This window comes from Candidatus Leptofilum sp., assembly GCF_965223285.1.
Taxonomy (GTDB): domain Bacteria; phylum Chloroflexota; class Anaerolineae; order Promineifilales; family Promineifilaceae; genus Leptofilum.
In genome coordinates, this window is sequence record NZ_OZ244997.1 from 5,374,430 (window position 1) to 5,397,569 (window position 23,140).

General features: G+C 49.6%; 15 protein-coding genes. 9 read left to right on the forward strand and 6 right to left on the reverse strand.

The window, feature by feature from the left end; translation table 11 throughout:
• Together ACOQPU_RS24145 and ACOQPU_RS24150 are read left to right on the forward strand one after the other, a co-directional pair.
• Window positions 1-753 carry a zinc dependent phospholipase C family protein gene (locus tag ACOQPU_RS24145; protein ID WP_420642387.1) on the forward strand — a complete coding sequence of 251 codons (753 nt, stop codon included), beginning with the start codon at window positions 1-3 and terminating at the stop codon, window positions 751-753.
• Window positions 754-801: 48 nt separating this feature from the next.
• The gene (locus ACOQPU_RS24150; protein WP_420642388.1) at window positions 802-2,517 is read left to right on the forward strand and encodes a nucleoside kinase; all 1,716 of its coding nucleotides are present in this window, start codon (window positions 802-804) and stop codon (window positions 2,515-2,517) included.
• Here the strand turns inward: ACOQPU_RS24150 and ACOQPU_RS24155 are convergent, their stop codons facing one another.
• Window positions 2,518-3,855: a DUF2142 domain-containing protein gene (locus tag ACOQPU_RS24155; protein WP_420642389.1), complete on the reverse strand. Its 1,338-nt coding sequence runs from the start codon at window positions 3,853-3,855 to the stop codon at window positions 2,518-2,520.
• A gap of 280 nt (window positions 3,856-4,135) precedes the next feature.
• Here ACOQPU_RS24155 and ACOQPU_RS24160 point away from each other — a divergent pair, with 280 nt between their 5' ends.
• Window positions 4,136-7,690, forward strand: coding sequence for a response regulator (locus ACOQPU_RS24160; protein WP_420642390.1), 3,555 nt, complete (start codon window positions 4,136-4,138; stop codon window positions 7,688-7,690).
• A 14-nt stretch (window positions 7,691-7,704) separates the two neighbouring features.
• Window positions 7,705-8,790 carry a hybrid sensor histidine kinase/response regulator gene (locus tag ACOQPU_RS24165; RefSeq protein ID WP_420642391.1) on the forward strand — a complete coding sequence of 362 codons (1,086 nt, stop codon included), beginning with the start codon at window positions 7,705-7,707 and terminating at the stop codon, window positions 8,788-8,790.
• Window positions 8,791-8,828: 38 nt separating this feature from the next.
• Here ACOQPU_RS24165 and ACOQPU_RS24170 read toward each other — a convergent pair whose 3' ends face one another.
• From ACOQPU_RS24170 to ACOQPU_RS24185, 4 genes are read right to left on the reverse strand one after another with little or no spacing between them, the layout of a single operon-like run.
• Window positions 8,829-9,254, reverse strand: coding sequence for a response regulator transcription factor (locus ACOQPU_RS24170; RefSeq protein WP_420642392.1), 426 nt, complete (start codon window positions 9,252-9,254; stop codon window positions 8,829-8,831).
• A gap of 36 nt (window positions 9,255-9,290) precedes the next feature.
• The gene (locus ACOQPU_RS24175; RefSeq protein ID WP_420642393.1) at window positions 9,291-10,382 is read right to left on the reverse strand and encodes a hybrid sensor histidine kinase/response regulator; all 1,092 of its coding nucleotides are present in this window, start codon (window positions 10,380-10,382) and stop codon (window positions 9,291-9,293) included.
• Window positions 10,383-10,401: 19 nt separating this feature from the next.
• Window positions 10,402-10,812 (reverse strand): hypothetical protein, encoded by a 411-nt coding sequence (locus ACOQPU_RS24180; protein ID WP_420642394.1) that lies wholly within the window; start codon window positions 10,810-10,812, stop codon window positions 10,402-10,404.
• Window positions 10,805-14,122 carry a PAS domain S-box protein gene (locus tag ACOQPU_RS24185; protein WP_420642395.1) on the reverse strand — a complete coding sequence of 1,106 codons (3,318 nt, stop codon included), beginning with the start codon at window positions 14,120-14,122 and terminating at the stop codon, window positions 10,805-10,807. Before ACOQPU_RS24185 ends, ACOQPU_RS24180 begins: the two co-directional genes overlap by 8 nt.
• A 353-nt stretch (window positions 14,123-14,475) precedes the next feature.
• Here ACOQPU_RS24185 and ACOQPU_RS24190 point away from each other — a divergent pair, with 353 nt between their 5' ends.
• The 5 genes from ACOQPU_RS24190 to ACOQPU_RS24210 all read left to right on the forward strand — a co-directional run bounded on the left by ACOQPU_RS24190 (window position 14,476) and on the right by ACOQPU_RS24210 (window position 21,602).
• On the forward strand, window positions 14,476-16,341 hold the full coding sequence (locus ACOQPU_RS24190) for a PilN domain-containing protein (RefSeq protein ID WP_420642396.1): 1,866 nt from the start codon (window positions 14,476-14,478) through the stop codon (window positions 16,339-16,341).
• Window positions 16,341-17,459: a LysM peptidoglycan-binding domain-containing protein gene (locus ACOQPU_RS24195; protein ID WP_420642397.1), complete on the forward strand. Its 1,119-nt coding sequence runs from the start codon at window positions 16,341-16,343 to the stop codon at window positions 17,457-17,459. Before ACOQPU_RS24190 ends, ACOQPU_RS24195 begins: the two co-directional genes overlap by 1 nt.
• Window positions 17,460-17,695: 236 nt before the next feature.
• Window positions 17,696-19,066, forward strand: a complete 1,371-nt coding sequence (locus ACOQPU_RS24200; protein ID WP_420642398.1) for a hypothetical protein — start codon at window positions 17,696-17,698, stop codon at window positions 19,064-19,066.
• Entirely contained in the window at window positions 19,059-20,255 is a 1,197-nt protein-coding gene (locus ACOQPU_RS24205; RefSeq protein WP_420642399.1) for an MFS transporter, read from the forward strand. Before ACOQPU_RS24200 ends, ACOQPU_RS24205 begins: the two co-directional genes overlap by 8 nt.
• A gap of 111 nt (window positions 20,256-20,366) precedes the next feature.
• Window positions 20,367-21,602, forward strand: coding sequence for a DUF3048 domain-containing protein (locus tag ACOQPU_RS24210; protein WP_420642400.1), 1,236 nt, complete (start codon window positions 20,367-20,369; stop codon window positions 21,600-21,602).
• Between the two features lie 159 nt (window positions 21,603-21,761).
• Here the strand turns inward: ACOQPU_RS24210 and ACOQPU_RS24215 are convergent, their stop codons facing one another.
• Window positions 21,762-22,898 carry a citrate synthase gene (locus tag ACOQPU_RS24215; RefSeq protein WP_420642401.1) on the reverse strand — a complete coding sequence of 379 codons (1,137 nt, stop codon included), beginning with the start codon at window positions 22,896-22,898 and terminating at the stop codon, window positions 21,762-21,764.
• Between the last annotated feature and the right edge of the window lie 242 nt (window positions 22,899-23,140).

Below are 23,140 nucleotides of genomic sequence, written 5' to 3' on the forward strand. Positions count from 1 at the left end.
ATGCCAACACCTTTTATGCACCTGCATACCGCAGAACAAATCTTGGATATGGTTTCGGCCAATGGCAACGGCCGTTTACACCAAACATTGTCTGCGGAATGGCCGGCTTTTTACCTGGGCAGCGTTGCGCCGGATGTGAATGCCATCTCGCCGTTACCGCGCGTTAGCACCCATTTTTATGATGTGCCGCCGCAGCCGGAGGAGACGGCGTACGGCACGATGCTGACGCAATATCCACAACTGGTTGATTTTGGCACTATGTCGGCAGGGCAGGCGATATGTGTGGCAGCCTACAGCGCGCACCTGATGCTTGATCTAATTTGGTTGCGCGAGATTGTATATCCATTTTTCTACAAGGCGGATCATTTAGGTGACCGGAAGCAGCGGCAGCTCACGCATTTTATTTTGCTTACTTATTTAGACACGATTGCGTTTGATGCCTTGCCGGAAACGGCCGTTTCCACGCTAGCAGCAGCCCAACCCAAGCATTGGCTGCCCTTTGTTGACGATTCAATTTTGATTGCATGGCAAGAAATGCTAACAGAACAGCTTGCGCCTGGTGCGGCGATTAGAACCATCGAAATTTATGCTGGACGGCTCAAAATGTCACCAGCACAGTTTGCTGCCAATCTGAAAGACCCAGATTGGATGAAGGCACAAGTTTTTGACAAGATTCCCGTAGACATAGTGCAGCAAATTTTGCAAGCGGCCGTTCCCCGCAGCATTGACCTGATCCAAAATTATTTGCCCTAGCTGGCAACCGTTTTCCCACTTCTCTACTGTTTGAAGGATGATCTATTTATGAATTCTTTTCCCACTCTTTCCCCTGTTCGTGACGTGGTGCAGGCACGTTTTCCAGATGGACGCGCCTTTGATGCTCCACGCGGCACACCGATTGAAACATTTATTCGTGCAGCGGCTTTGTCGGCCAACGGCCGTATTGTAGCCGCGCTCAAAAATGGCAGGCTGCGTGAACTGTCGCAACCATTGCTGGAAGATGCACAGCTTGTCCCCGTGACCTCTGCCGATTCTGATGGCGGGCGTATTTACCGCCGCTCCCTCTGTTTCCTGATGATTGCCGCCGCTGCCGAGATATGGCCGGGCCGAATCATCACCATTCATCATTCGATGCCGTTTGGTGGTTACTATTGCGAATGCTCAGACGCTCATTGTGCCGAGCCTGACAGTTTGGCACAGTTGAAACAGCGGATGCAGGCATTAGTGGATGCGGACTTACCAATTAAGCAAGTGCGAATGCCGTTGGATGAAGCCCTTACTTTGTTTCGCCAAGAAGGAGATTTGGAGAAGGCGAATCTTTTTGCCAAGCGGCGCAAAGATTATCTGACGATGTATGAGCTTAATGGGGTGCGGGATTATTTTCATGGTTTTATGGTGCCGCGCACCAGCTACCTGAGTCTGTTTGATTTACGGCCGTACAACGACGGCTTTATTCTGCAATTTCCTCGGCGCCATGAACCCAATCGGCTCCAACCATTTGAAGATGAACCCCGCCTGGCCCGCGTATTTCAGGAGTATGATGATTGGCTACGTATCATTGGCTTACCTAGCGTGGCGGCATTGAACGAAGCATTGGGAAACGGCCGTTTGCAGCAAACCATCCTCGTCGCAGAAGCGTTTCACCAACAGCAGCTCGCTCAAATCACGGCCGAAATTGCCAGCCGCCGCCACGAAATCAAAATAGTGCTCATCTCTGGGCCAACGTCGGCTGGGAAGACAACGTTCAGCAAACGTCTCTCCATTCAGCTAATGGCACAGGGTATCTTTCCTGTTGCTATTGGCATGGACAACTATTTTGTGGATCGCAGCCTCACTCCGCGCGACGAAAAAGGTGATTACGATTTTGAAGTACTTGAGGCTGTGGACGTGCCTTTGTTCCGCAAGCATTTGAAGCAGTTGATGCAGGGGGAACAAATTGAGCAGCCCCTTTACAACTTCCACACTGGCAGGCGAGAAAAAGGACCCAAGTTGCAAATTGGGCCAGATCATGTGCTGCTGATTGAGGGCATTCATGGACTGAATCCCAAGCTGGTTGAAGGCATTGCGCCAGAGGCAATGTATCGCGTCTTTATCTCTGCCTTTACGCAGCTTAATCTGGATAAACACAATCGCGTGCCCACTACCGATACGCGCCTGTTGCGCCGCATTGTGCGCGATGCGGCCCATCGAGGCTACTCTGCTGCCGACACCATTGCCCGCTGGCCGAGCGTGCGCCGTGGCGAAAAACGGCATATCTTTCCTTACCAAAACAACGCCAACCTCTTTTTCAATTCTGCCCTGGTTTATGAGATGTCGGCCATGAAGCGGCTAGCAGAGCCGCTGTTGTTGCAGGTGGAGCCAGGCACACCAGAACGTGTGGAAGCCAATCGGCTACTTGCCTTTTTGCAATGGTTTGATCCTATCCCTGCAGCGGGATTGGATTTGATTGCTAGTGATTCAATTTTGCGTGAGTTTATTGGGGGATCGATTTTAGAGACGTTTGAGCCGTGGCGGAGTTGATCACAGTTTTAGGCTGGGTAAGATGAAGCGGAAGAGGGCAAAGATGTCTAGCAGGATGAAGGCTGCACCGATGGCAAGTGGCAGAAGGTTAACGAGCAACGGCCGTTCACGCCGAAACGGCTTTTCTACCAGCAGTAACCATGTGCCTAATCCAAGTGAAATTCCTAACGAGATGGGGATGAGTGCAGGAAAAAGGTAGCGTCCTTGGTGTTGTACAAAGGTGACATTGTACCCCACGTGAATGGTCAAGGTTAGCAGAAATACCAACCACAGAATGAGCACCGGCAGCTTTGACCGAAACTGAATGGGTATTTGGTTAACCGTAAAGCGGGAAAAGAGCAACCCCAGAACGGCCGCACCACACAACCCCAACAGCAGCCAATACACTTCTGCTCGCATGGGAACCGCCATCCAGCCAAATTGTCCCCAAAAGCTGTTGAACGTCGTTTGGAAAAACCGCTGAATCGTGCCGTCTAAGCCATACAGATTGATCCAATCAATCGTCCGGGGCTGACCAACAACCACTGCATTGTGGGCGGCGGTGCCCAACACGTCTAACCCGCCGTAAACAGCCACATTGCGCACCCACCAAATGGCACCGAGCATAAAAGCGGGAGCAAACAGCAGCACAGCAGCCTGGAACAGTCGCTGCCAGTTCCCCCAAAACTGCCACAAAATCACCACTGTCAATACCGGAGCCATCAAATACACGGTTGCCTTTGTCAGAAAGCCAAGCCCCAGCACAATGCCCAACCCAACAAGCCAGCGTCGGTCTTCATCCAGCTTGCGGATGCCGCTCTGCGTGATCCAGCGGAGGGTTAGGTACAGCAGCAACGCAATCAGTAACTCAGACAAGCTATCGTTGTTTACGGAGGCGAGCATTGCCACATGCTGCGGAATAAAGGCCACAAATACGGCCGTAGACCAGGCCACCCATTTTGCTTCCGGCAGCAATAGTCGGGCGATGTGATATGCCAGCACAATGATACCTACCCCCAATAACACAGAGGTAAGACGCAAGGCCAGCAGCGAGCCATTTGTGATCAAAAAAATGGGGGTCAAGAGCAGATAATAAAGCGGTGGCTGCCAATCCTCATACTCAATCTCTTCGACTGAATACTCTGGAGAAAAACGCGCTCCTGTAATTGTTTCTAGATATGCCTGATCGTAATCACCTTCTGTGATGATGGGTAAACGGCCGTTTGCCAACTGGCGCACATAATTGTAATGGGCTGGCTCGTCTGGAGCTTGCCAATCTGGCACCTGGGCCGCAAACAATATTCCCACTAACAAATAGCATGCCAAAATAAGCAACAATGGCCAACGATCTCGCATCATGCACTAATCTTAGCCCGTTCTAAAAAATTGGCGAGTGTGTTTGGTTAGGCGTTGCTGTTTTGTAGGGAAAAAGCAGAGGTTGAAGATATTGGCCTTTACACATTATGTTGGGTAACCAGTCCAATAGTACCATAGGGAGATCGGGCGATTTTAGGTAAACTGGTACTATCTGGCTATGACGCCGGTGGCAAACAGCCAAAATGTAAAAAGAAGTAACCGGTTGGTAGACCATTCGTCCTTGTAGGTTACGTTCTGTGTAGAAGCCAAAAGAGTTAGGAAGATGATTGCCAGTCAGCCATCTCAAAATGCTAAAAGAATCGCTGCTTATACGGCCGTTGTGCTCCTGCTCATCGTGGGGCGAATGGTGGTTGGCCGATCAGACTGGTTTGGATCAGCCACATTGCATGTGCTGATTGAATTTGTCTCAGCGACGTTGGCCCTGTTTGTGGGGGTGTTGGCTCTCGTCCGTTTTCATACCAAGCGCAGCAGCGTCTACTTTTTTATTGGGGCAGGCTTTTTGGGAGCAGGGCTTTTGGATGCATACCATGCGATGCGTGCCGTGCCAATTTTCAGCCTGCTTGATCCAACCAATATTTCATCAGAAATTTGGCAGTGGAACCTGTCGCCAATTTTTTTATCTGTGTTTATGGCTGGTAGCTGGATTATTTGGCAGCGTAATAAGCAGCTTCGGCCGCAATCAAGCCGCTACTATATTGTGGTAGGTGCGGTCGCGCTCGTTACCCTGGTAATTTTTGCTCTCATTCCACAACCCGCCATCAACTCATCAGAGTATTTGCTAGGGCGCGTCACGGCCATTTTAACCACAGCCTTTTTTCTGATTGCTCTCATCGGTTATTTACATAAGCGAGAGTGGGTACATGACGCCTTTGAAAATTGGCTTGTTATTACTTTGATCATCAACATTGCGTCTCAGGGGTTGTTTATGTATTTTGCCCGCACCCCGTTTGACGCGTTGTTTGATACGGCCGTTTTGCTCAAGCAGGTCGGTTACCTGTGCGTCTTGGTTGGGCTGCTCTCCAGTATGTACACTATTTTTAATGAAGCAGAAGAAGCAGCTCGAAGCCAGCGCAATGTCAATGAGGCACTCCAACGCGAAATCACAGAGCGTAAACGGGCAGAAGCAGCCGAGCAAGAGCACAGGAACCTGGCAGAAGCCTTGCGGCAGGTCGGTTTGGCCTTAAACTCCACCCTTGATTTTGATTTATTACTCAATAACTTTCTGGATCAAATTGGTCCTGTGCTGCGGTACGACACGGCCAACATCATGCTGGTACACAATGACGAAATAGAAATTGTGGTAACCCGTGGTTACGACCTGAGCAAAGAGCTGCGCCAACCTCGCCGCTTTCAGATTAGCTCTCGCCCCAGCTTGATGAAAATTGTAGAAACGGCCGAACCACTCATTATCCCTGACACCTACGAAGCTAATGACCTGTGGGTAGATGCAGAGCTGTCCCCGCATGTTCGTTCCTGGGCTGGTGCACCCATCATTGTAGAAGGGAAAGTCGTTGCCTTTTTAGCATTAAACTACAGTGAACCAGGCTTTTACCAGCCAGAAAACGCCGCTCGTCTTAAAGATTTTGCTATTCAGGCAGCCATTGCCTTTGAAAACGCCGATTTGGTCCAGCAGTTGCAAAAGCGAGTTGCAGAATTGACTACTCTAAGCCGCATCAGCCAGGCCATTACCTCCACGCTGGACCTCACCGAAACGCTGACAATCATTACCCAAAATACCACCGAACTCCTCAAAGTAGATGCTGCTTCGGTGGTGCTTCATGACAAAGAGGTAAACGATTTATGGTTTGCTGCTGCTTCTGGTGAGGCGTCTGAATTTGTGCAGGGCAAACGCCTGGAATTGGGGCAAGGCATTTTGGGTTGGGTGGCACAAACCGGGGAACCACTCCTGGTGCCAGACACCGCTACAGACCCACGTTACTTTGGCGACTTTGATGAACAAAGCGGTTTTCAGGCGCGCTCCATTTTGTGTGTGCCACTGCTGGTGAAAGGGCAACCAATTGGTGCAATTGAAGCGATTAACAAAGAAAATGGCACCTTTGATGAAGAAGATTTGCGTTTGCTTGCCCGCTTGGCAGTTCCGGCCGCTACCGCTATTGAGAATGCCCAGCTTTTCACCCAATCCCAGCAAGAAATTACAGAGCGTAAGCGGGCTGAGGCTGCCCTGGAAGCTGAGCGGGCGCAGCTGGCGCGGCGGGTTGAGGAACGCACGGCCGATTTGCGAACTGCAAATGCAGAATTAGCGCGTGCTAACCGAATGAAGGATGAGTTCCTGGCTAGCGTGAGCCATGAACTACGTACCCCCTTGAATGCGGTTCTCGGTATTTCTGAAGCATTGCAAGAGGGTGTGTATGGCGACATGAATGAGAAGCAAATCGGTTCGCTACATAGCATTGAAGAAAGCGGCCGTCACTTGCTAGAACTTATCAACGACATCTTAGATCTGTCCAAAGTGGAAGCGGGCAAGCTGGAGCTAGAAATGGCCCCCACCTCGGTGGAATCCGTATGCCAGGCCAGTTTACGGATGGTCAAGCAAAATGCCCACAAAAAGCGGCTACGCATTCATTCTTCTTATGACAGTGGCGTGACTTCTTTTGTAGCCGATGAGCGGCGCGTAAAGCAAGTTTTGGTTAACTTATTGAGCAACGCTGTTAAATTTACGCCAGAGGGAGGAGACATTGGGCTTGAAGTCGTAGGAGATGAAGAAGCCCATGCTGTGTTGATTACCGTTTGGGACACGGGCATTGGTATTGTGAAAGACCATTTGGAGCAGCTATTTCGGCCCTTTGTGCAGTTGGATTCCCGACTGTCGCGGGAATATGCAGGTACCGGGCTGGGGCTTTCCTTAGTGCTGCGCATGATGGAACTGCATGGTGGCAGCGTGTCGGTACAAAGTGAGGTAGGCGAAGGGAGCCGCTTTACCGTCTCGTTCCCCTGGCACCCAACAGCCGAGCAGCATGAGGGATTGGAGTATACCGACCTCTTGGATTTGCCACCTTATATAGCTCCCTGGCATACGGTTGTCCTTGTGGAAGATTCTCCGTCTACCCAGGCGCAGCTGAAACGGTATTTTGATGCAGGTGGTGGTCAAGTTCGGTTATTTGATGAAGGTCAAAAAGCGATGGTCTCAATTTTGGCAACACCACCGGACTTGGTGGTCTTAGATTTGTTTTTGCCAGACAGCTCAGGTTTTGCGCTGTTGGCAGCGTTGCGCGCTAACCCACGCACGGCCGCATTGCCCATACTGGTGGTGGCAGATTTGGATAATCAGGCGCAGGTTATGGAGGCCGGGGCTGATTATTGTCTGGTGAAGCCATTTACGCGGACACAAATACATATGGCACTTCAGGCGGTAGCCTCAAAACGGAATGGATTTGTGCGGCAGGATATGGTCGCATCCGACCCGGTTGTCTTGCTGGCTGAAGATCATGAAGCTAATATCAATACATTCTCTAGCTACCTCATTGCCAAAGGATATGAACTAATTTTGGCAAGGAATGGTTTAGAAGCAGTTGCACGCGCGGAATCTGACAAACCAGATTTGATTTTGATGGACATTCAAATGCCCCAGATGAGTGGCCTGGAAGCCATTCAAAGAATTCGAGCGCATGAAGACATGGCCGTCTCCCAAATCCCCATTATTGCTGTAACAGCTTTGGCCATGCCTGGTGATAGAGAAGCCTGCCTGGAGGCCGGAGCTAACGGCTATTTAAGCAAACCAGTTAGCCTGCGGCATCTAGTAGATATGGTTGCGCTACAATTGGCAAAAGACAATCAAAAGCGGGTTGTCTCCCTTTAGATATGATGAAGAAAATGAAACCACAAATATTAATTGTTGATGACGAACCGTACGCCAGGCAGACCATTGAGATGCTCCTGCTTAAAGAGTCATACGAACTGTTTTTTGCAGAGGATGCGCATGAGGCCTTGGCACAGCTAGATGATGAAGTTCCTGATGTGATTTTGTCTGACGTGATGATGCCCAACATGGACGGCTTTGAGCTGTGCCAGCGCATCAAGCGGAATCCAAAATGGAGCCATGTGCCCATTATTTTGGTGACGGCCCTCGACAGCAAGCAGGATTTAGCGCGGGGGCTGGAAGCAGGTGCAGATGACTTTCTGCACAAGCCCATCAATGGCTTGGAGCTGCGTGCCCGCGTGCGCTCGATGCTGCGGATTAAGCTGCGACACGATGAGCTGCAAGCGGCATTGCAAATGCGGCAAGATTTGGCCAACATGATTGTTCATGATATTCGCAGCCCGCTCTCAACGATTTTGATCTATTGCGATTTGCTGGAAGCTGAATTAGGCGGCAATGTGCAGACGTTGGAGACGATTCGTGGCGAAGCCAACCGCCTTAGCTCGTTCCTGACCGATATGCTGATGATGGCCAAAATGGAGCACGGCCGTCTCATGTTGAGTCAGTCGCCAGTGGATGTAAATGAATTAGCAACGGCCGTTCGCGATAGCTACCAGCCAATGGCGCGGCTGAAAGAGATTGATCTGGCTCTCGATTTGCCAGACGAAACGAAAAAAATATCGCTGGATGCTAATTTGTGGCGGCGGGTGCTGGACAACTTAGTTTCCAATGCGGTTAAGTTTTCACCGACGGGAGGGAACATCGTATTGCGCGTGCGGTACGATGGAGCGGGCGTGTCTAGCAGCAACGGCCGTTCGCCGCATCTGAGCTTGCAGGTAATTGATGAAGGCCCTGGCATTTCCCCAGAGCATTATGAAACAATCTTCGACAAGTTCAAGATTGTGGCCACGGGACGACGGGATGTGAAACAGGTAGGGTTAGGGTTGGCCTTTTGCAAGATGGTAGTAGAGGCGCACAACGGCCGTATCTCGGTAAATGCCAACAAGCCACGAGGCTCCATCTTCACAGTTGAGCTGTAGAATTAACGGTTACCTTCTTGTTTTGGCTTTACCGGGAATCATTCAGAAGCTAGCGTGAGTAGGGGAGCATCCTCCTCAATTGTGAAGGCATCGGTACGGCGCAACAAAGCCTGAACACGGGCTTTTAGCTCGACGGTGCTAAACGGTTTGCCTAAGTAATCGTCTCCGCCCACATCCAAACCTTTCACGCGCTCTTCAACGCTATTTTTTGAACTTAAGAATAAAATGGGCGTTTTGGCCAACTGGGCATCTTTGCGAATGCGGCGGCAGGCTTCCAGGCCGTCCATCCAGGGCATGTTCACATCTAGCACAATGATGTCAGGCCGATAGCGGCGGGCAGTTTTGAGACCGTCGGCACCGTTGGCTGCTGTGAGTACCTCATACCCTTCGTCGCGCAGGCTTATGCGAACACCCTCTATGAGGCGATAATGGTCATCAACAAGTAAGATGCGCGGTGAGGTCATTTGCTTCTCCTAAAATTTTTGAAAAGGGACTATAGCTTAAATGTGGACGGTGAAAATTGCCCCCGTGGGAGTGTTGGGGCTAACAGAAATACGGCCGTCGTGCGCCTCCACCACCATCTTGCAAAAAGCCAGGCCCAAGCCCACTTGCTCTTGCCCAGACTTCTTTAACGACACAACCTCATACCGGTCGAAGATGCGCCCATAATTTTCAGGAGCGATGCCAGGCCCTTCGTCCACTATTTGCAGACAAAATGACTGCTCAGACAGTTCGTTTTTACACAATCGAATCGTAACCTGGCTGCCTTCAGGTGCGTATTTAAGTGCATTGGACAAGAGATTATCAATCACACGCTTAAAGAGCGTACTGTCAATGAACGCCAACTGGGGTTGTGTGGGTAAATCCAGATGAAGCGTAACTTCATTCACTTGCGTAATATCCGCATGATTTTGGGCGACTTCTTTGATGAGCTGATTTAGGTCGTAGGAAGCGCGCAATAATTGCAATTTCCCCTCTTCCATTTTGGCGACAGTTAGAATTTCGTCTAGGAATCCAGCCAGATTGACCAGGCTATTATGAACCAGAGTGGCATACTCTTTGTCACGGGGTTCTAACCTGTTTCGCTTCAGTAGAAAATTGTTGTACAGGGTGGCAACGGTTAGTGGATTACGCATGTCGTGGATAAGCATGTGTGCTAAATCTTCGCGTAGTTGCATAATCGCTTGCAGTGCATCATACTGATTTTTTATCCGAAGCATGGTGCGTACACGCGCCCGCAGCTCTGACCCATTGACGGGCTTGGACAGGAATTCATCTGCCCCGGCGTTTAAGCCTTGTAGCATATCTTCCCGGCTGTTGAGGGCGGTTACCAGAATAATGGGGATATGTTGATAGTTAGGATTTTGCTTGATTTGGTGACAGACATCGTAGCCGCTTAATTGGGGCATCATAACGTCCATCAAAATAACGTCTGGCTGGATTGTCTCAAGCTGTTCTAGCAATTGTAATCCACTAGCTACCAGCGTAACGCGGTATGGTTCAATGGACAGTTGCTCTGCAATGACTTCGCGGGCCATCGGATTGTCATCTACCACACAGATATGGCTTTGGACGGAACTGTTTTGAAGCATAGGTCTGATTCTTGGAATTTTAAGCAATGGGATATTTAACGGCCGTTTTGAATGGGTCTACAAACTGCATGGTAATCACCCAAATATTTTTGTTGCCTAGCCAAATCTTTTCAACAATGTCTACCTTGAGCATGGCATGGTGGATGCGGTGGGGCGATGTGTAAATAAGATAGCGACTTGTGGCGGTAGACGGCCGTTTCGGCCAGCCCAGCCAGGCTTTGGTGGGGTAAAAGTGGTACGATTCACGCAGCAGCGGCATTAGCTTTAGCTCTGCCTGCAAAGATTCCTCTGCAAGCAGCCCCAGGAAGTGACGCGCTTGCGTGTTGGCATAAATGATTTCATCCGCATCGTTCACAAGCAGGCGGCCCATAGGAATGTGGTTGATATTGGTGATGGGCATTGTAGCTGAAACGGCCGTGGCATTATTCATAGCTTGGCTCCTTTGTCGTTTTGTGTTTGTGGGTCAGCAGGTCGTTGATGACTAAGGCAAGCTGCCGCAGCTGGATTGGCTTGCTCATGTATTCGTTGGCACCCGCTTCCAGGCAGCGTTCCCGGTCGCCGTTCATGGCCAGCGCAGTGAGGGCCACGATAGGCGTTTCTCTAAACGTTTCTTCACGACGCAATTGACGAACGGCCGTTAAACCATCTAGCTCAGGAATTTGCACATCCATCAAAATTAGGTCTGGCATTACCTGTTTGGCCCGTTCCAACGCCTCAACCCCACTATGAGCAACCAAAATTTGGTATCCCCAAACCGGCAAATATTCGGTCACGATCTCAATATTGGCTTCATTATCTTCCACCAGCAAAATGAGCGGCTCTTTGTCTGCGACCTTATTGTTGAGCGGGGCTGTTGAAAATTTCTGCCGGTCCGTTTGTGCCTGCTTGTGAAGCTGCTCAGAGTCTATATTGGGATTTTGTGGCAGCGTAATTGTAAAACAACTGCCGACGCCAACTTGGCTTTCTAGCGAGACGCTGCCCCCTAACATTTTCGTTAGCCGATAGACAAGCGAGAGACCTAGCCCCGTTCCTTCATGCGAACGAACCAGACTGCTATCTAGCTGCACAAACGGTTTGAAAAGCTGCGCCATATCCTCCGCAGGAATGCCAATGCCCGTATCCCACACCTGGAATTGAATGGTTTCGTGCTCGTCGTCTGGCACAACATTTAGGCCAACCTCACCCTCAACAGGTGTAAACTTAACGGCATTGCTCAATAGGTTGATCAATATCTGTTTTAAGCGCCGCTCATCTGTTTGGCACATTTGTAGCCCATGATCAATGTTAGCTTGAAGGCGAACCTGCTTCTTAAGTGCCATTTGGCGAACAAATTGCAGGCTGGTTTCAACGATGGTTGTCACCGAGACTTTTCGGATATCTGGTTGGATTTTCCCAGCCTCAATTTTGGCCATATCCAAAATATCGTTGATTAGCTCAAGCAAATGGTTGCCGCTATCGCCGATAACTTGCAAAGAGGCCATCTGTTTTTCATTTAGCGATCCATGAATGCCCTCCAGCAAAATTTCTGATTTGCCCAAAATGGCGTTGAGGGGCGTCCGTAATTCGTGGCTCATGTTGGCCAGAAACTCGTCTTTAGTGCGCACTGCCTTGGCCAATTTGGCATTAGAGGCATTTAGTTCGTTGCTGCGGGCGCGTAGCTCTTGTTCGGTGTTACGTCGTTTGGTAATGTCTCTAGCGAGCGCCTGGAAACCAATAACTTCCCCTTGTTCGATGATAAGTTGGACATTTTGCCCTAGCCAAATCTCTTCTTGATTATTTCCCAGTGCCAAAAACTCGAAATAGGTATTTTCGATTTTTTCTTGCTGCTGTTTGTTGTAAGCCTTCACCAACATCATTTTGTAATCCGGATGGATGAAGTCGGTGTAATGTCGGCCGATCAACTCATCTTCACTGCTGTAACCTAGTGTGCGAATGGTTATCGGATTGGCATAGGTGCAATACCCACTTGCATCGGTGCGGTAGATAATGTCGGTGGCATCCTCAACGAGATGTTTGTATCTTTGCTCGCTGTTGCGCAAGGCATTTTCAATTTTTTGGCGCTCACAGATTTGCTGTTCTAATTCTTGGGCGTGATGGCGCAGTTTGTCGTAAAGACGCACCGTTTCCAGCGCAAGACCGGCATTTTCGGCGAAGACAGTAATGACGCGTCTTGCCTGTGCATCGAAGCCGTTTCTGTGGGGGGATTGTAAGTCAATGGCTCCGATGATGTGGTTGTAGGCGCGAAGGGGAATGACCATTTCTGATCGGGTATATGTGCTGTCTGGCACGTACCGAGCATCCTGAGTAACGTCTGGCACGTAGATGATCTCGCCTTTGCGAACGGCCGTTGCGATCAATCCCTCCCCTCTAAGTGGAATTGTGCCCAGGGGTTCATCGCAAAAACGGCCAACTCTGGCTAACCATTCCAAATGATTAGTTTCTTCGATTGGATATAGCTGAATGCGATCAGTGCTCAGCTTCAGCGGTGTGTCCAAAATCAAAACGCCACAGGCGTCGAATCCTAGCTGGTCAATCGTGATATGTGCGATCTGTTCCGCCAATTCCTGCACAGAAGATGGTTGAAAAAGTTGAATTGCCGCTTCGTAAATTAATTTTACTTCTTCAGCATCGGCTTCAACCTGCGCCTCTGTATTGCGCCTTGCAGTTAAATCGGTCACCGTAGAGATGGTGCCAATAATACGGCCATGTTGATCCAGGTTAGGCACGCTGTGAACCAGCGCATATAGCCAAATGCCATCCATGCGGCTTAAACGCGCCTCGTATGAGGTAGTGATCCCTTCCAGATTTTGCATTTGGGCCTGGATGAGTTTGTGGCGATCTTCGTGGTACGTAACGTCTAGCGCGGTTTTACCAATCAATTCATTTGGCTCATGGCCAAGCATTTGCGCATAGGCCGGATTTACATATTCAAACGTGCCCTCAACGGTAGATACCACCAATCCTTGTCCCATACTCTTCATAATTTGCTGCGCAAAATTTCTTTCTTTCGCTAAGGTGGCTTCTGTGCTTTTGCGAGCCAGCGCATTGGTAAAAATGAAAGAGACCATTTTTAGCTTGTTGATGGTCTCTTTTTGCCATTTGTATGCCGTGTTAAATGTGTCAAGCCCTAAGAAGCCTATGGTTTCCGCACCATAAACCAGCGGAACAATGACGGCCGATTTCACATTCTGCATTGCCAGCAGCTTCCGCTCGCTCTCGTGTTCCTCGTCCAGGCTGGCGATATTGTCCACGATGATGGTTTCCTGGTTGTGTAAGCGTGGCAGCCAATTGGAGAAAAGCGTAAAAGGCAAATTGTTGAAGTCAGAAAAGTTGGTGCTGCTGTTGGGTTTTTGCCAGTGATGACTTGTTTTAAGGGCACGGCCGTTTTCTACCAGCAAATAAATATAGGCACGGTCACATTGGTGAAAGGCAACCACATCAATTAGCGCATCATTGATGCCCTCATCAATTTCATGAACTGCAAGATTAATAAAGCTGCTAGCGAGTATGGTTAGGATGCGATCAAACTTAATCCGACTTTGCAGCTGCTTTTCGGTGTTGACTCGCTCCGAAACCTCGTTTTCAAGCTGCTCATTGGTCCGTTTTAGAGCGGCCGTTCGTGCTTTTACCTTTTTTTCCAGGAGCTGGTTGGTTCGCCGAAGCTCTAAACTTTCTTCATGCAAGAGGGATAGCGTAGAATTATTGCCGTTTTCGTTTATCTGCTGTGGTTGTATGTTCATAAAAACGTTTACTCGATCTATTTCAGAAAACATTCCCGCTTTCACACTGGATCATAGGAGAGGTGAAACGGCCTGACAATAGCCTTCATGTATCAGAACGGCCTGCCTATACAGGTAATTTGTAACCGATAAGAAGTTGTTATGTAAACTTTCGGTAGTTTTGAAATCAATATAGCCATTCCCAGACACCAACGGTTTTTTCACGGCGTTCGTGCGGCATTTTCACGGCCTGTTGAGTGTGGATATGACATAATTTTGGCAGAAGATTTCTTTTTGGCCGCCTTGGCACCGCGATTGCCCGGCCAATAACATGTATGGGGAGCTTGACTGCGTTAGTCAGGCTGGATGGTGAAGTGCAAACTGATAGTCCCTTTGATTTAGAAGAAGTTGCTGCCTTGGAAGAGCCGGAACCTGCACGGCCATTTGGCTCCATCACGCTTTGGCTAGGTGTTTTGGGGTTGGTGATTCTATTTATCCCCCTTTATTTGATGTCAAATTCATTAGGTAACGAAGTGACCCGCCTTGAGGGTAAGGTTGTGCCGCTGCAAACAGCCCTTGCTTCTACACTTGGCCCGCAGTCAGAGGCTGAGGGGCTTATTGTGACGCTAACGGCCGTTCACGATCAAACCGCCCAAATGAACAGCATCTTAACCACCCTTAAAGCTGAAAACGTCGATTGGAACGCTGTCATGAGTGCTATCAACGACGTTAGTGAGAGTGAGTTGGCCTTGACCGGAGTAGAGCAAGCTGGTGACCAACTCATTATTCGAGGACGCGCCGCAGGTGATGCATTTGTAAACGCATATGCCAGCCAGCTTGAAGCGTCTGGTCAGTTTTCGCAAGTCATCATTCAATCTGTTTCCCAAATTGCAGAGCCTTTCCTTTCCCCCACGCCTACCCTGCCGCCACCGACGGCCACGGCGACCCCTGTGGTAACCAACACCCCATCGCCAACGGCCGTTCCAACGCGCGTACCCGTCACCCCCATGTCTACCTGGACGCCCACGCCGAAGCTCACAGACGATTTTGAATGGGACGATACCCATGCCAAGCCAATTTTTGTCGGTGCCCCTGCACAACTACACAACTTTTACCCTAATTTTGATGTCGATCACGTTGTCTTTTTAGCCAAAATGGGGCGTACGTACGAAGTTAGTACCGATTTTCTAGCTCCTGGCGTAGATACCTTCCTCACCGTGAGCTATGGTGATGTGGTGCTAGAGAATGATGATGCGACCTTAGGTACATTAAGCTCCAGCGTGACGCTGCAAGCACCCACCGACAGCGATGTGGAGGTGCTGGTGCGCGTGACCAACCGGGGCGTGTATGGGCCAGACAAATGGTACGATTTGCTGGTGCTAGAGATTGTACCTACTACGCCGACGCCTTCGGCAACCCCCACCAGCACGACCCCCACGCCTACGCCGTCGCCGACGGTTGATTTTCGGGATGTGTATGAACCGAATGATGTTGATCCCAACCCCATTGCCATTGGCGAGTCGCAAATTCATAACTTTTTCCCGAATGGCGACCTGGACAATGTGGGCTTTTTGGTGAAAAACGGCCGCTTCTACCAAGTTCTCACCTCGCAGCTTGGGGTAGGGGTGGATACGGCCGTCACAGTTTCCTTTAACGGCGAAACGTGGAGCAATGACGATTACGATCTGCCCGGCTCCGGCAATTTTGCCTCAGCCGTTTGCTTCCCAGCCGAAGTGGATGGTACGGCTGTTGCCGCCATTAGCAACGTGGCGCAGCAGTATGACCCCAGCAAAACGTACATTGTTTCTGTGCAAGAAGTGCCGTTTTTGACCATTGATCCCGAAGAGATAGATTTTGGCATGGTCACGCAGGGCAGTGCCAGTCCGCTAACGCAAACTGTGCAAATTGAAGGCAGCGAGCCGCTGGATTGGGAGGTGATAACCGAAACGCCGTGGCTAACCACCGACGTGATAACGGGCACAACCCCCGCCACCCTAAACGTTATCGCCGATATATCTGGTTTGGCTGTGGGCGTGCATGAGGGCGAGATTACCCTGGGTTGGGCAGATTTTTGTCGCCAAACCGTGCCTGTTACCATCCAGATTGACGCGGTGCAGAGCGAACTGCCAACGGAAAACGGCCGTTTCTTGCCCAGTGCTAAAGTCGCTCACCGCCAAAGTCAGGCAGTTGAATTTGTCATTGCGGTAACGTTAGGTGAAGCGCAATCGGTGGAACCGTAATGGATTTTAAGATTGAATCTGAGGAAATCCTCGACTACCTAAGCGACAATTGGCTGACGGTGACACCAATTTTCATCACCGGATTGTTGTTGATTGGCTACTTATTTTTCACATTGGGTACGCTGTTGCCCCGCTGGCAGCAACGCACCGAGCTTATAGCCACCAGTGCCACCGCGGAAGCCGCTGCCACCGAACGCGCCGCCCAACAGCAGGCTGCAACCGGACAGCGTGCCGCCGCCCAAGCGGAATTCGATGCCAGTGCCAATCGCTTTTTAACAGAAGCACAGGCGGCTCTGTTTTTAGATGGTTTGTATGACAGTGCAGTGCAAACGGCCGTTACCATCGTCGATTTACAGGTGCAGCCAATGCCTCAAGGGGCAAGCCCTGGTAGGCAAAAACCCGTCTACGACACGCGCCAGTTCCGTTTAGAAGCAATTGGCGCATTGCCGCAGTTGAATCAATTTGTGGGGCACATTGAGCAAACGGCCGTTCCCAGCGTCACCCTGCAAAACCTGCTCATCACCAGCGGTGAGGACGAGAATTCAGCTATCCTCACGCTAGAATTGCTCTTGTACACTTCCCCATTTTCTACTGGAGAATCCGTAGCTGACTTACCCGACTCACTGCCGACGGCGGAGGCAACGGCCGTGCCCCAACCAACTGTTACGCCAGCACCCACCGCCATGCCAGACGTAAGCAACCTGGTTAGCCAGCTAGATGCGCCGTGGGCAGCCGAAAATTGGCCTGAGGTCATTCGTATCATTCAAGAGATTCGGCAGCAGGCACCTAGTGAGCCGGGCATGGCAGAAAAACTGTATGCGGCCCGTGTTAACTACGGATACCAATTGGCCGGTTTGGGCGACACAAATGGTGCGGCAGAACAGTTTGAGCAGGCGTTAGCCATCTTCCCGCAGGGCACAGAAGCGGAAGTCGGGCTGCAATCCCTTTTTGCGCCGGCACCCACAGCCACCCCCGAAACCACCATTTACGTTGTAAAGCGGGGGGATACGCTTTATTCCATTGCCCGCCGATTTGGCTCTACGGTTGATGCCGTCAAGGTGGCTAATGGCCTGATTAGCAACAACATCACCCCCGGCCAGCAGCTCATCATCCCCTAAATTATTTATTTGTTCTTGGGGCAGTGTGGTTAGAAACGGCCGTTCTACCTCATAAAAATCTCTTTCATTTAGTAGCAAAATCTTCTTCTCTCCCTATAATGATGACAATTCTGGCTCAACATCCCCTGTTCCGATGGTGGATAAACCAGTTAGGTATCTTTTTCTTTTGCAAATGAGCTGGAATGACCTTCCGATTTGAGTTTTTAACCATTCTATTGAGCCTTGTTAGGAAAAATATGGAAACGACTATTACGCCAGATGAGATATTCTTTTACTGCCATGCTCCTTTTGATACCGGCATTATTTTGGCCACAGTGACAACCAATAAACCCGAAGATTTGCAAGCAGAAGCAGAAAATGCCGCTTCCATTATGAGGGCCGAGACAAAAATGAATTGGGAGATTGAAAAGTCAATCACCATTGTATCCGCAGATGATGAGGAATTTAGTTTCGGTGGATACAATTCTCCTCTCGCAATTGGGTTCTTACAGGTTGATATTTTGGATCAACTTTCTAACAAAAAATTAAAATTCAATCATCCGGCGATAGGCGACATTGAATGCGAGATTGACAGTGCCAACTTATACATCCATAGATTTAGAACTGGTATAGTCAATTTTCGGGTGAAAATCCCCGAGGCAATATGGCTAGATATACCTGCATTGAGCGTCTTACGTAATTCTTTGCAAACAAAAACTAATTTTCAAGCAATTTTCGATCCAATATTGATTGAAATTGTCAACACCTTAAAGCAAAAACTGGGCGATTTGAGTTCACCTGAATTTCCATCTGAAACCTTTGATTTTGGAATTACTGCAAATCTTGAAAATCCTATGTATTGGTCACATAGTATTTTGTGCGCTTACACACCATCAGACCAGGTAAAGAAGACCGGAGAATTTCTTTCTCAAGCCTTGCGCAAACAAAATCCAGGTCATATCGAAAACTTTGCTCCCCCCCGAGCCAACGTTTTCTGTTTTACGGATGCTGGGAACTCTCTCGTGTGCGTGCCATCACGCCATAGCGAGATTGAGGTGAAAAGTTGGACACGACTAATAGAGATAGAAAATTACATCTATAAAGTTATCTGGGATTTGGATCATATGCTTTACATGGAACTAACCAATATTTCTGCCTCAGTAAGGAAAAATAATAACTTGAATCAGGATTTAATTCGGAATCGCATCCATCAATTAAAACGACTATCGATCCTGCTGGAAATATTGATTGATGATTTTGCCCCTCGACATCTAACCGTGGATTTTGGCCGAATGCACTACCTTGACCTTATATTTGAGCGATGGCGAATGAAAAATTTGTTGGACGATGTACGCAAGAAATTTGAAGTATTGGAAGAACTCAATCAATACATCATCTCGCGTATCCAGGAATCCAGCCAGCAAAATCTAAACCGGGTGCTTGTACTCATCACGGTCTTAACGATTGTTAGCGTTATGACAGACAGCCTAGCTTTAATTGAACAAATTCGGAGTGGCTCAAGCGATATTATCAATACAGTCCTGCTTATGCTGGCTTCATTAGCAATCGTACTGGGGTTAATATTCCTCGTACCATACATCAGGAGGAGATTTAACAAAATTGACTAATCCCCTGCCCAAAGATGCAAGATGGAATGTCAACAATTTTATTGCCTTTAAAGCGACCCTGTCTGTCGATTTATGGATGCCTATTTGGGTTATCTTTCTTACAAACCGGGGTATTTCACTAACACAACTCGCAATAGCAGACGGATTACATCGTTTGGTAGCCGTTGTGCTTGAGGTACCAATGGGTATCGTTGCAGATAGGTGGGGTCACCGCGTTAGCTTGATTTTAGGCTCGTTTGGCTTTGTACTGACAATGGCAACGCTTGCACTTACGACAAATTTCTGGCTGCTAATGCTTTCTTGGGTTTTGTGGGCGGTGTCTGTTACGTTAGTGTCTGGTGCGGACGAAGCGTTTCTATTTGAATCGCTGGATTCTGTTAATCTGGGGACAAAGTACCGACATTATTTTGGACGATCCCAAGCGGTTACATTGATTTCCAGCGCAATTGGCAGCTTGATAGCCAGCCCCCTGTATCAAATCGTGGCTGTTCTTCCAATTGCAATAAATGGTGTAGCGGCATTCATCGCTACTTTGTTCATTAGCATTACCAGGCCTGTTAAGAAGCGGGTACATTTTGTCCCGCTGTCATTGACACAGACCTGGCATAAGATCAAGCAGGACTTAAGGCGGTTCAACATAGGTACCGTTATTTTCATTGGTGCATTGGCATATGCTCTATTTTGGTCAAGCACTTTGTTTTATCAACCATATTTACTGGAAATCGGCGTTCCACTCGATTATTTTGGGGGTTTTTATGTTGTAATCTTATTCTCAGGGGCCTTTGGAGCTTTTATTGCCCTGCGACTGTCCAAATGGGTGGGAGATGCGCGCTTGATCGGTGGACTGTTGATTTTGTTATGGCTGGCTGGTTTACCAATGGCTTTAACTTTTTCGCGGTGGGCTTTGGTTGGTATTGTTGTTATTTGGTTGGGTTACTACATTATCAACTCGATTATTAGCGATAACTTGCAAAAGCTGGTGTCATCTGATGTTCGGGCCACAATTGGATCGATGCGCAATTTCATTGGCAGTATTCTTGTGATTTTTACGCGAGTTATTGCTGGAGCCGTGGCCGACAATTTGGGATTACAAGCAGGTTTGGTTGTGCTAATGTTTCTGTTGTTGCCGTGTTTTGCAGTCGGCGTTTATTTGGTTCAGCGGAAATGGAAAAGTATATTTGCTAATTAGCGTGAATTTAGCCCAAGTTGCTAAGCAAACCACCGAGAAATCGCGTTTCGGTTTTCAAAGTTCTTTTGGTTTTTTGCTTAACTCGGTTTAGGAGAGCGTTCGTACATTCAAATGAAATCAAACTTCCGGCGAATCTTTGGTTTGCTGCTTTGCATGATGGTAGGGATATTTTTAGAGGCTTGCGGTAATGAGACGCAACGGCCGTTACCAACCCTCGTTCCCTCTACCACACCAATTTCAGCTATAGAAACTGACTCCTCAATAATTGCTTCCACTTTTACCCCCTTGCCGACAGTTGAGGTCGAAATTTTACCGAGTGCAACGCCGTTTCCAACAGTTACAGTTGTTCCCACATCCACCCCCTTGCCGGGGCTGCTTTTGAGTGCCCCAGAGGATTTTGGCACCGATCGCAACCCGCTGACCGGGGAGATTGTGGCTGAACCAGCAAATTTGTTGAGACGGCCGTTAGCCATCAAAGTCTCCAATAATCCCCCCAAATACGCCCGCCCGCAAAATGGCCTGAGTCAGGCTGATCTGGTGTTTGAGCATGTTACCGAGGTGGACATTACCCGCTTCACCGCCATCTTTTACAGCCAAACGCCGCCAGACATTGGCCCAGTGCGCAGTGCCAGGCTCATTGACAAAGAGCTACCCGCTATGTACGATGCCGCGCTGGCGATGTCCGGGGCGCATCCCATCGTCTCTCAGCGGCTGCACGGCTCCGACATTGAAGATCGGATTTTGCGTTCTCACGAGGCTGGTTTTTACCGCATGGATGAAGATAAGCCGTGGGAACACACCCTTCATGCCGACCCGTCTGGCCTGTGGCAAGCGATTGCCGCCCATGATGAAGACCGCCCGCCCCAATTTACTGCCTGGATGACCTTTAGCACGCTGCCGCCTCCTGATGGCGAGCCTGCTGGTCGCGTAACCGTAGCGTATGATACGTACACTCTGGTTGAGTGGGTTTACAATGCGGCAGACGGCCGTTACTATCGCTGGGCCGATGGGGAAGCGACGATTGATGCCAACAACGAGCAGCAAATTTCAGCGGCCAACGTGATTTTGCTTACGGCCGTTCATGAAAAAGACCGCTCTATTTGCCTCACTCACAGTGAGGGCGTTTGCTCCGATTGGCCGCTTGAAATTCAGATTTGGGGGCAGGGGGAGGCAATTATTTTGCGCGATGGTAAGCAATATCCCGTCACCTGGCTGCGCGAAAACCGCAGCGATATGTTTACGTTTGTGAATGCGGCCGGTGAGCCTGTGCCGCTACAAATTGGGAATAGCTGGTTTCAGGTGCTGCCACATTATTACGCCAATCCGATAACGATTAAACCTAACTAACCTTACTGGATAAACATCTCCTAACAAGATTCAAAATTGATCTATTGGCCTTTATTGGTAGCCGCGGATTCTTTCCGCGCCAATTGCACGCGGAAAGAATCCGCGGCTACTATGCCGTTTTTTCAAGGATTTCACAGATCCATGCAAAATCTGCTGATTTTATCTTTCTGCTAACGGAACCCAGGCGCGGTCCATGATGCCAGTGTAGCGAGATTGGGGGCGGATGAGACGGCCGTACTGAATCTGCTCAAAACAGTGGGCCAGCCAGCCAGCCGTGCGCCCAACGGCAAAGGTGGGGGTAAAAATGTCGGTTTCCAGCCCCAGGCCGTGCAGCAGCAGGGCCGTGTAAAACTCCACGTTGGTTTGCAGGTTGCGCCCTGGTTTGTGCCGCGCTAAAAGGCGAACGGCCGTTTCCTCCACAGATTTTGCCAATTCATACAAGGCCATATCGCCGTCGGCGCGGAACATTTTCTCTGCCGCTGCGCCCAGCACCTCTGCCCGCGGATCGCGCACTTTGTAGACGCGATGGCCAAAGCCCATCAGCCGTTCGCCAGCGTCCAGCTTGGCTTGCAGCACCGCTTCGGCCCGGTCGGCCCGGCCAATCTCAAAGACGGTATCGAGGGCTGGGCCAGGTGCGCCACCGTGCAGTGGCCCTTTTAAGGCGCCAATGGCCCCGGCAATGGCCGATACCAAATCGGATTGAGTGGCCACAATGACTCTGGCTGCGAATGTTGAGGCGTTCAACCCATGATCGATGACGGTGTTGAGGTATGTTTCTAAGCCGCGCACGCGGGCCTCGCTGGGAATCTCACCCGTGAGCATGTAGAGGTAGTTGGCAGCATGGCCCAAATTTGGATCGGGGGTAACCGGGTCTTGGCCTTGCCGCAGGCGATGGTAGCTAGCCACAATGGTGGCAACTCGCGCCACCACTGTTTTGGCAGTGGTTTGATGATCGGCTGCGCTGCTGCCTAAATCCAGCGTAGCCGAGGCCATGCGCAGGGCGTCCATTGGGGCAGTGTTGGCTTTAGCGGCTTCGTGTAGCAAATTTAGAGTGGCGGGTGGCAACGGCCGTAATGCAGCCAGCTCCTGTTTGAATGCATCTAGTTCAGCCTGGGTGGGGAGACGGCCATGCCACAGCAAGTAGGTGGTCTCTTCAAACGTAGCGTTGGCCGCCAGCCGCGCCAGGGGAAAGCCGGCAATAATCAATTCGCCTTTCAAACCATCTACATGGCTCAGTTCCGTTTCTGCGGCCACAACCCCCTCTAAACCGGGCGTGAATCCATTGTTTGTTGACATGATGACTCCTTAAAAATTATTGACGTTCGTTGCTAAATTCTGTATGCTTCATTTTAATAGTTGATTATATTGTGTCAATATTGATTAGTTTGACAATGTTAAATTAGGCTCGTGAGAGCCAATATCAGTAAAATTTGAAAATGGAAAAGAAAAAACTTCACGGTTAGCCCAGTGGGGGCTAAATGAAGCAGCTATCGATAAATTGGGTGAGCGGCTTGACCAGTATCATGAACGTTATCGTT

Coding starts and splice junctions, on each gene's coding strand:
- ACOQPU_RS24145 (WP_420642387.1), top strand. CDS start 1: ATGCCAACACCTTTTATGCACCTGCATACCGCAGAACAAATCTTGGAT.
- ACOQPU_RS24150 (WP_420642388.1), top strand. CDS start 802: ATGAATTCTTTTCCCACTCTTTCCCCTGTTCGTGACGTGGTGCAGGCA.
- ACOQPU_RS24155 (WP_420642389.1), bottom strand. CDS start 3,855: ATGATGCGAGATCGTTGGCCATTGTTGCTTATTTTGGCATGCTATTTG.
- ACOQPU_RS24160 (WP_420642390.1), top strand. CDS start 4,136: ATGATTGCCAGTCAGCCATCTCAAAATGCTAAAAGAATCGCTGCTTAT.
- ACOQPU_RS24165 (WP_420642391.1), top strand. CDS start 7,705: ATGAAACCACAAATATTAATTGTTGATGACGAACCGTACGCCAGGCAG.
- ACOQPU_RS24170 (WP_420642392.1), bottom strand. CDS start 9,254: ATGACCTCACCGCGCATCTTACTTGTTGATGACCATTATCGCCTCATA.
- ACOQPU_RS24175 (WP_420642393.1), bottom strand. CDS start 10,382: ATGCTTCAAAACAGTTCCGTCCAAAGCCATATCTGTGTGGTAGATGAC.
- ACOQPU_RS24180 (WP_420642394.1), bottom strand. CDS start 10,812: ATGAATAATGCCACGGCCGTTTCAGCTACAATGCCCATCACCAATATC.
- ACOQPU_RS24185 (WP_420642395.1), bottom strand. CDS start 14,122: ATGAACATACAACCACAGCAGATAAACGAAAACGGCAATAATTCTACG.
- ACOQPU_RS24195 (WP_420642397.1), top strand. CDS start 16,341: ATGGATTTTAAGATTGAATCTGAGGAAATCCTCGACTACCTAAGCGAC.
- ACOQPU_RS24200 (WP_420642398.1), top strand. CDS start 17,696: ATGGAAACGACTATTACGCCAGATGAGATATTCTTTTACTGCCATGCT.
- ACOQPU_RS24210 (WP_420642400.1), top strand. CDS start 20,367: ATGAAATCAAACTTCCGGCGAATCTTTGGTTTGCTGCTTTGCATGATG.
- ACOQPU_RS24215 (WP_420642401.1), bottom strand. CDS start 22,898: ATGTCAACAAACAATGGATTCACGCCCGGTTTAGAGGGGGTTGTGGCC.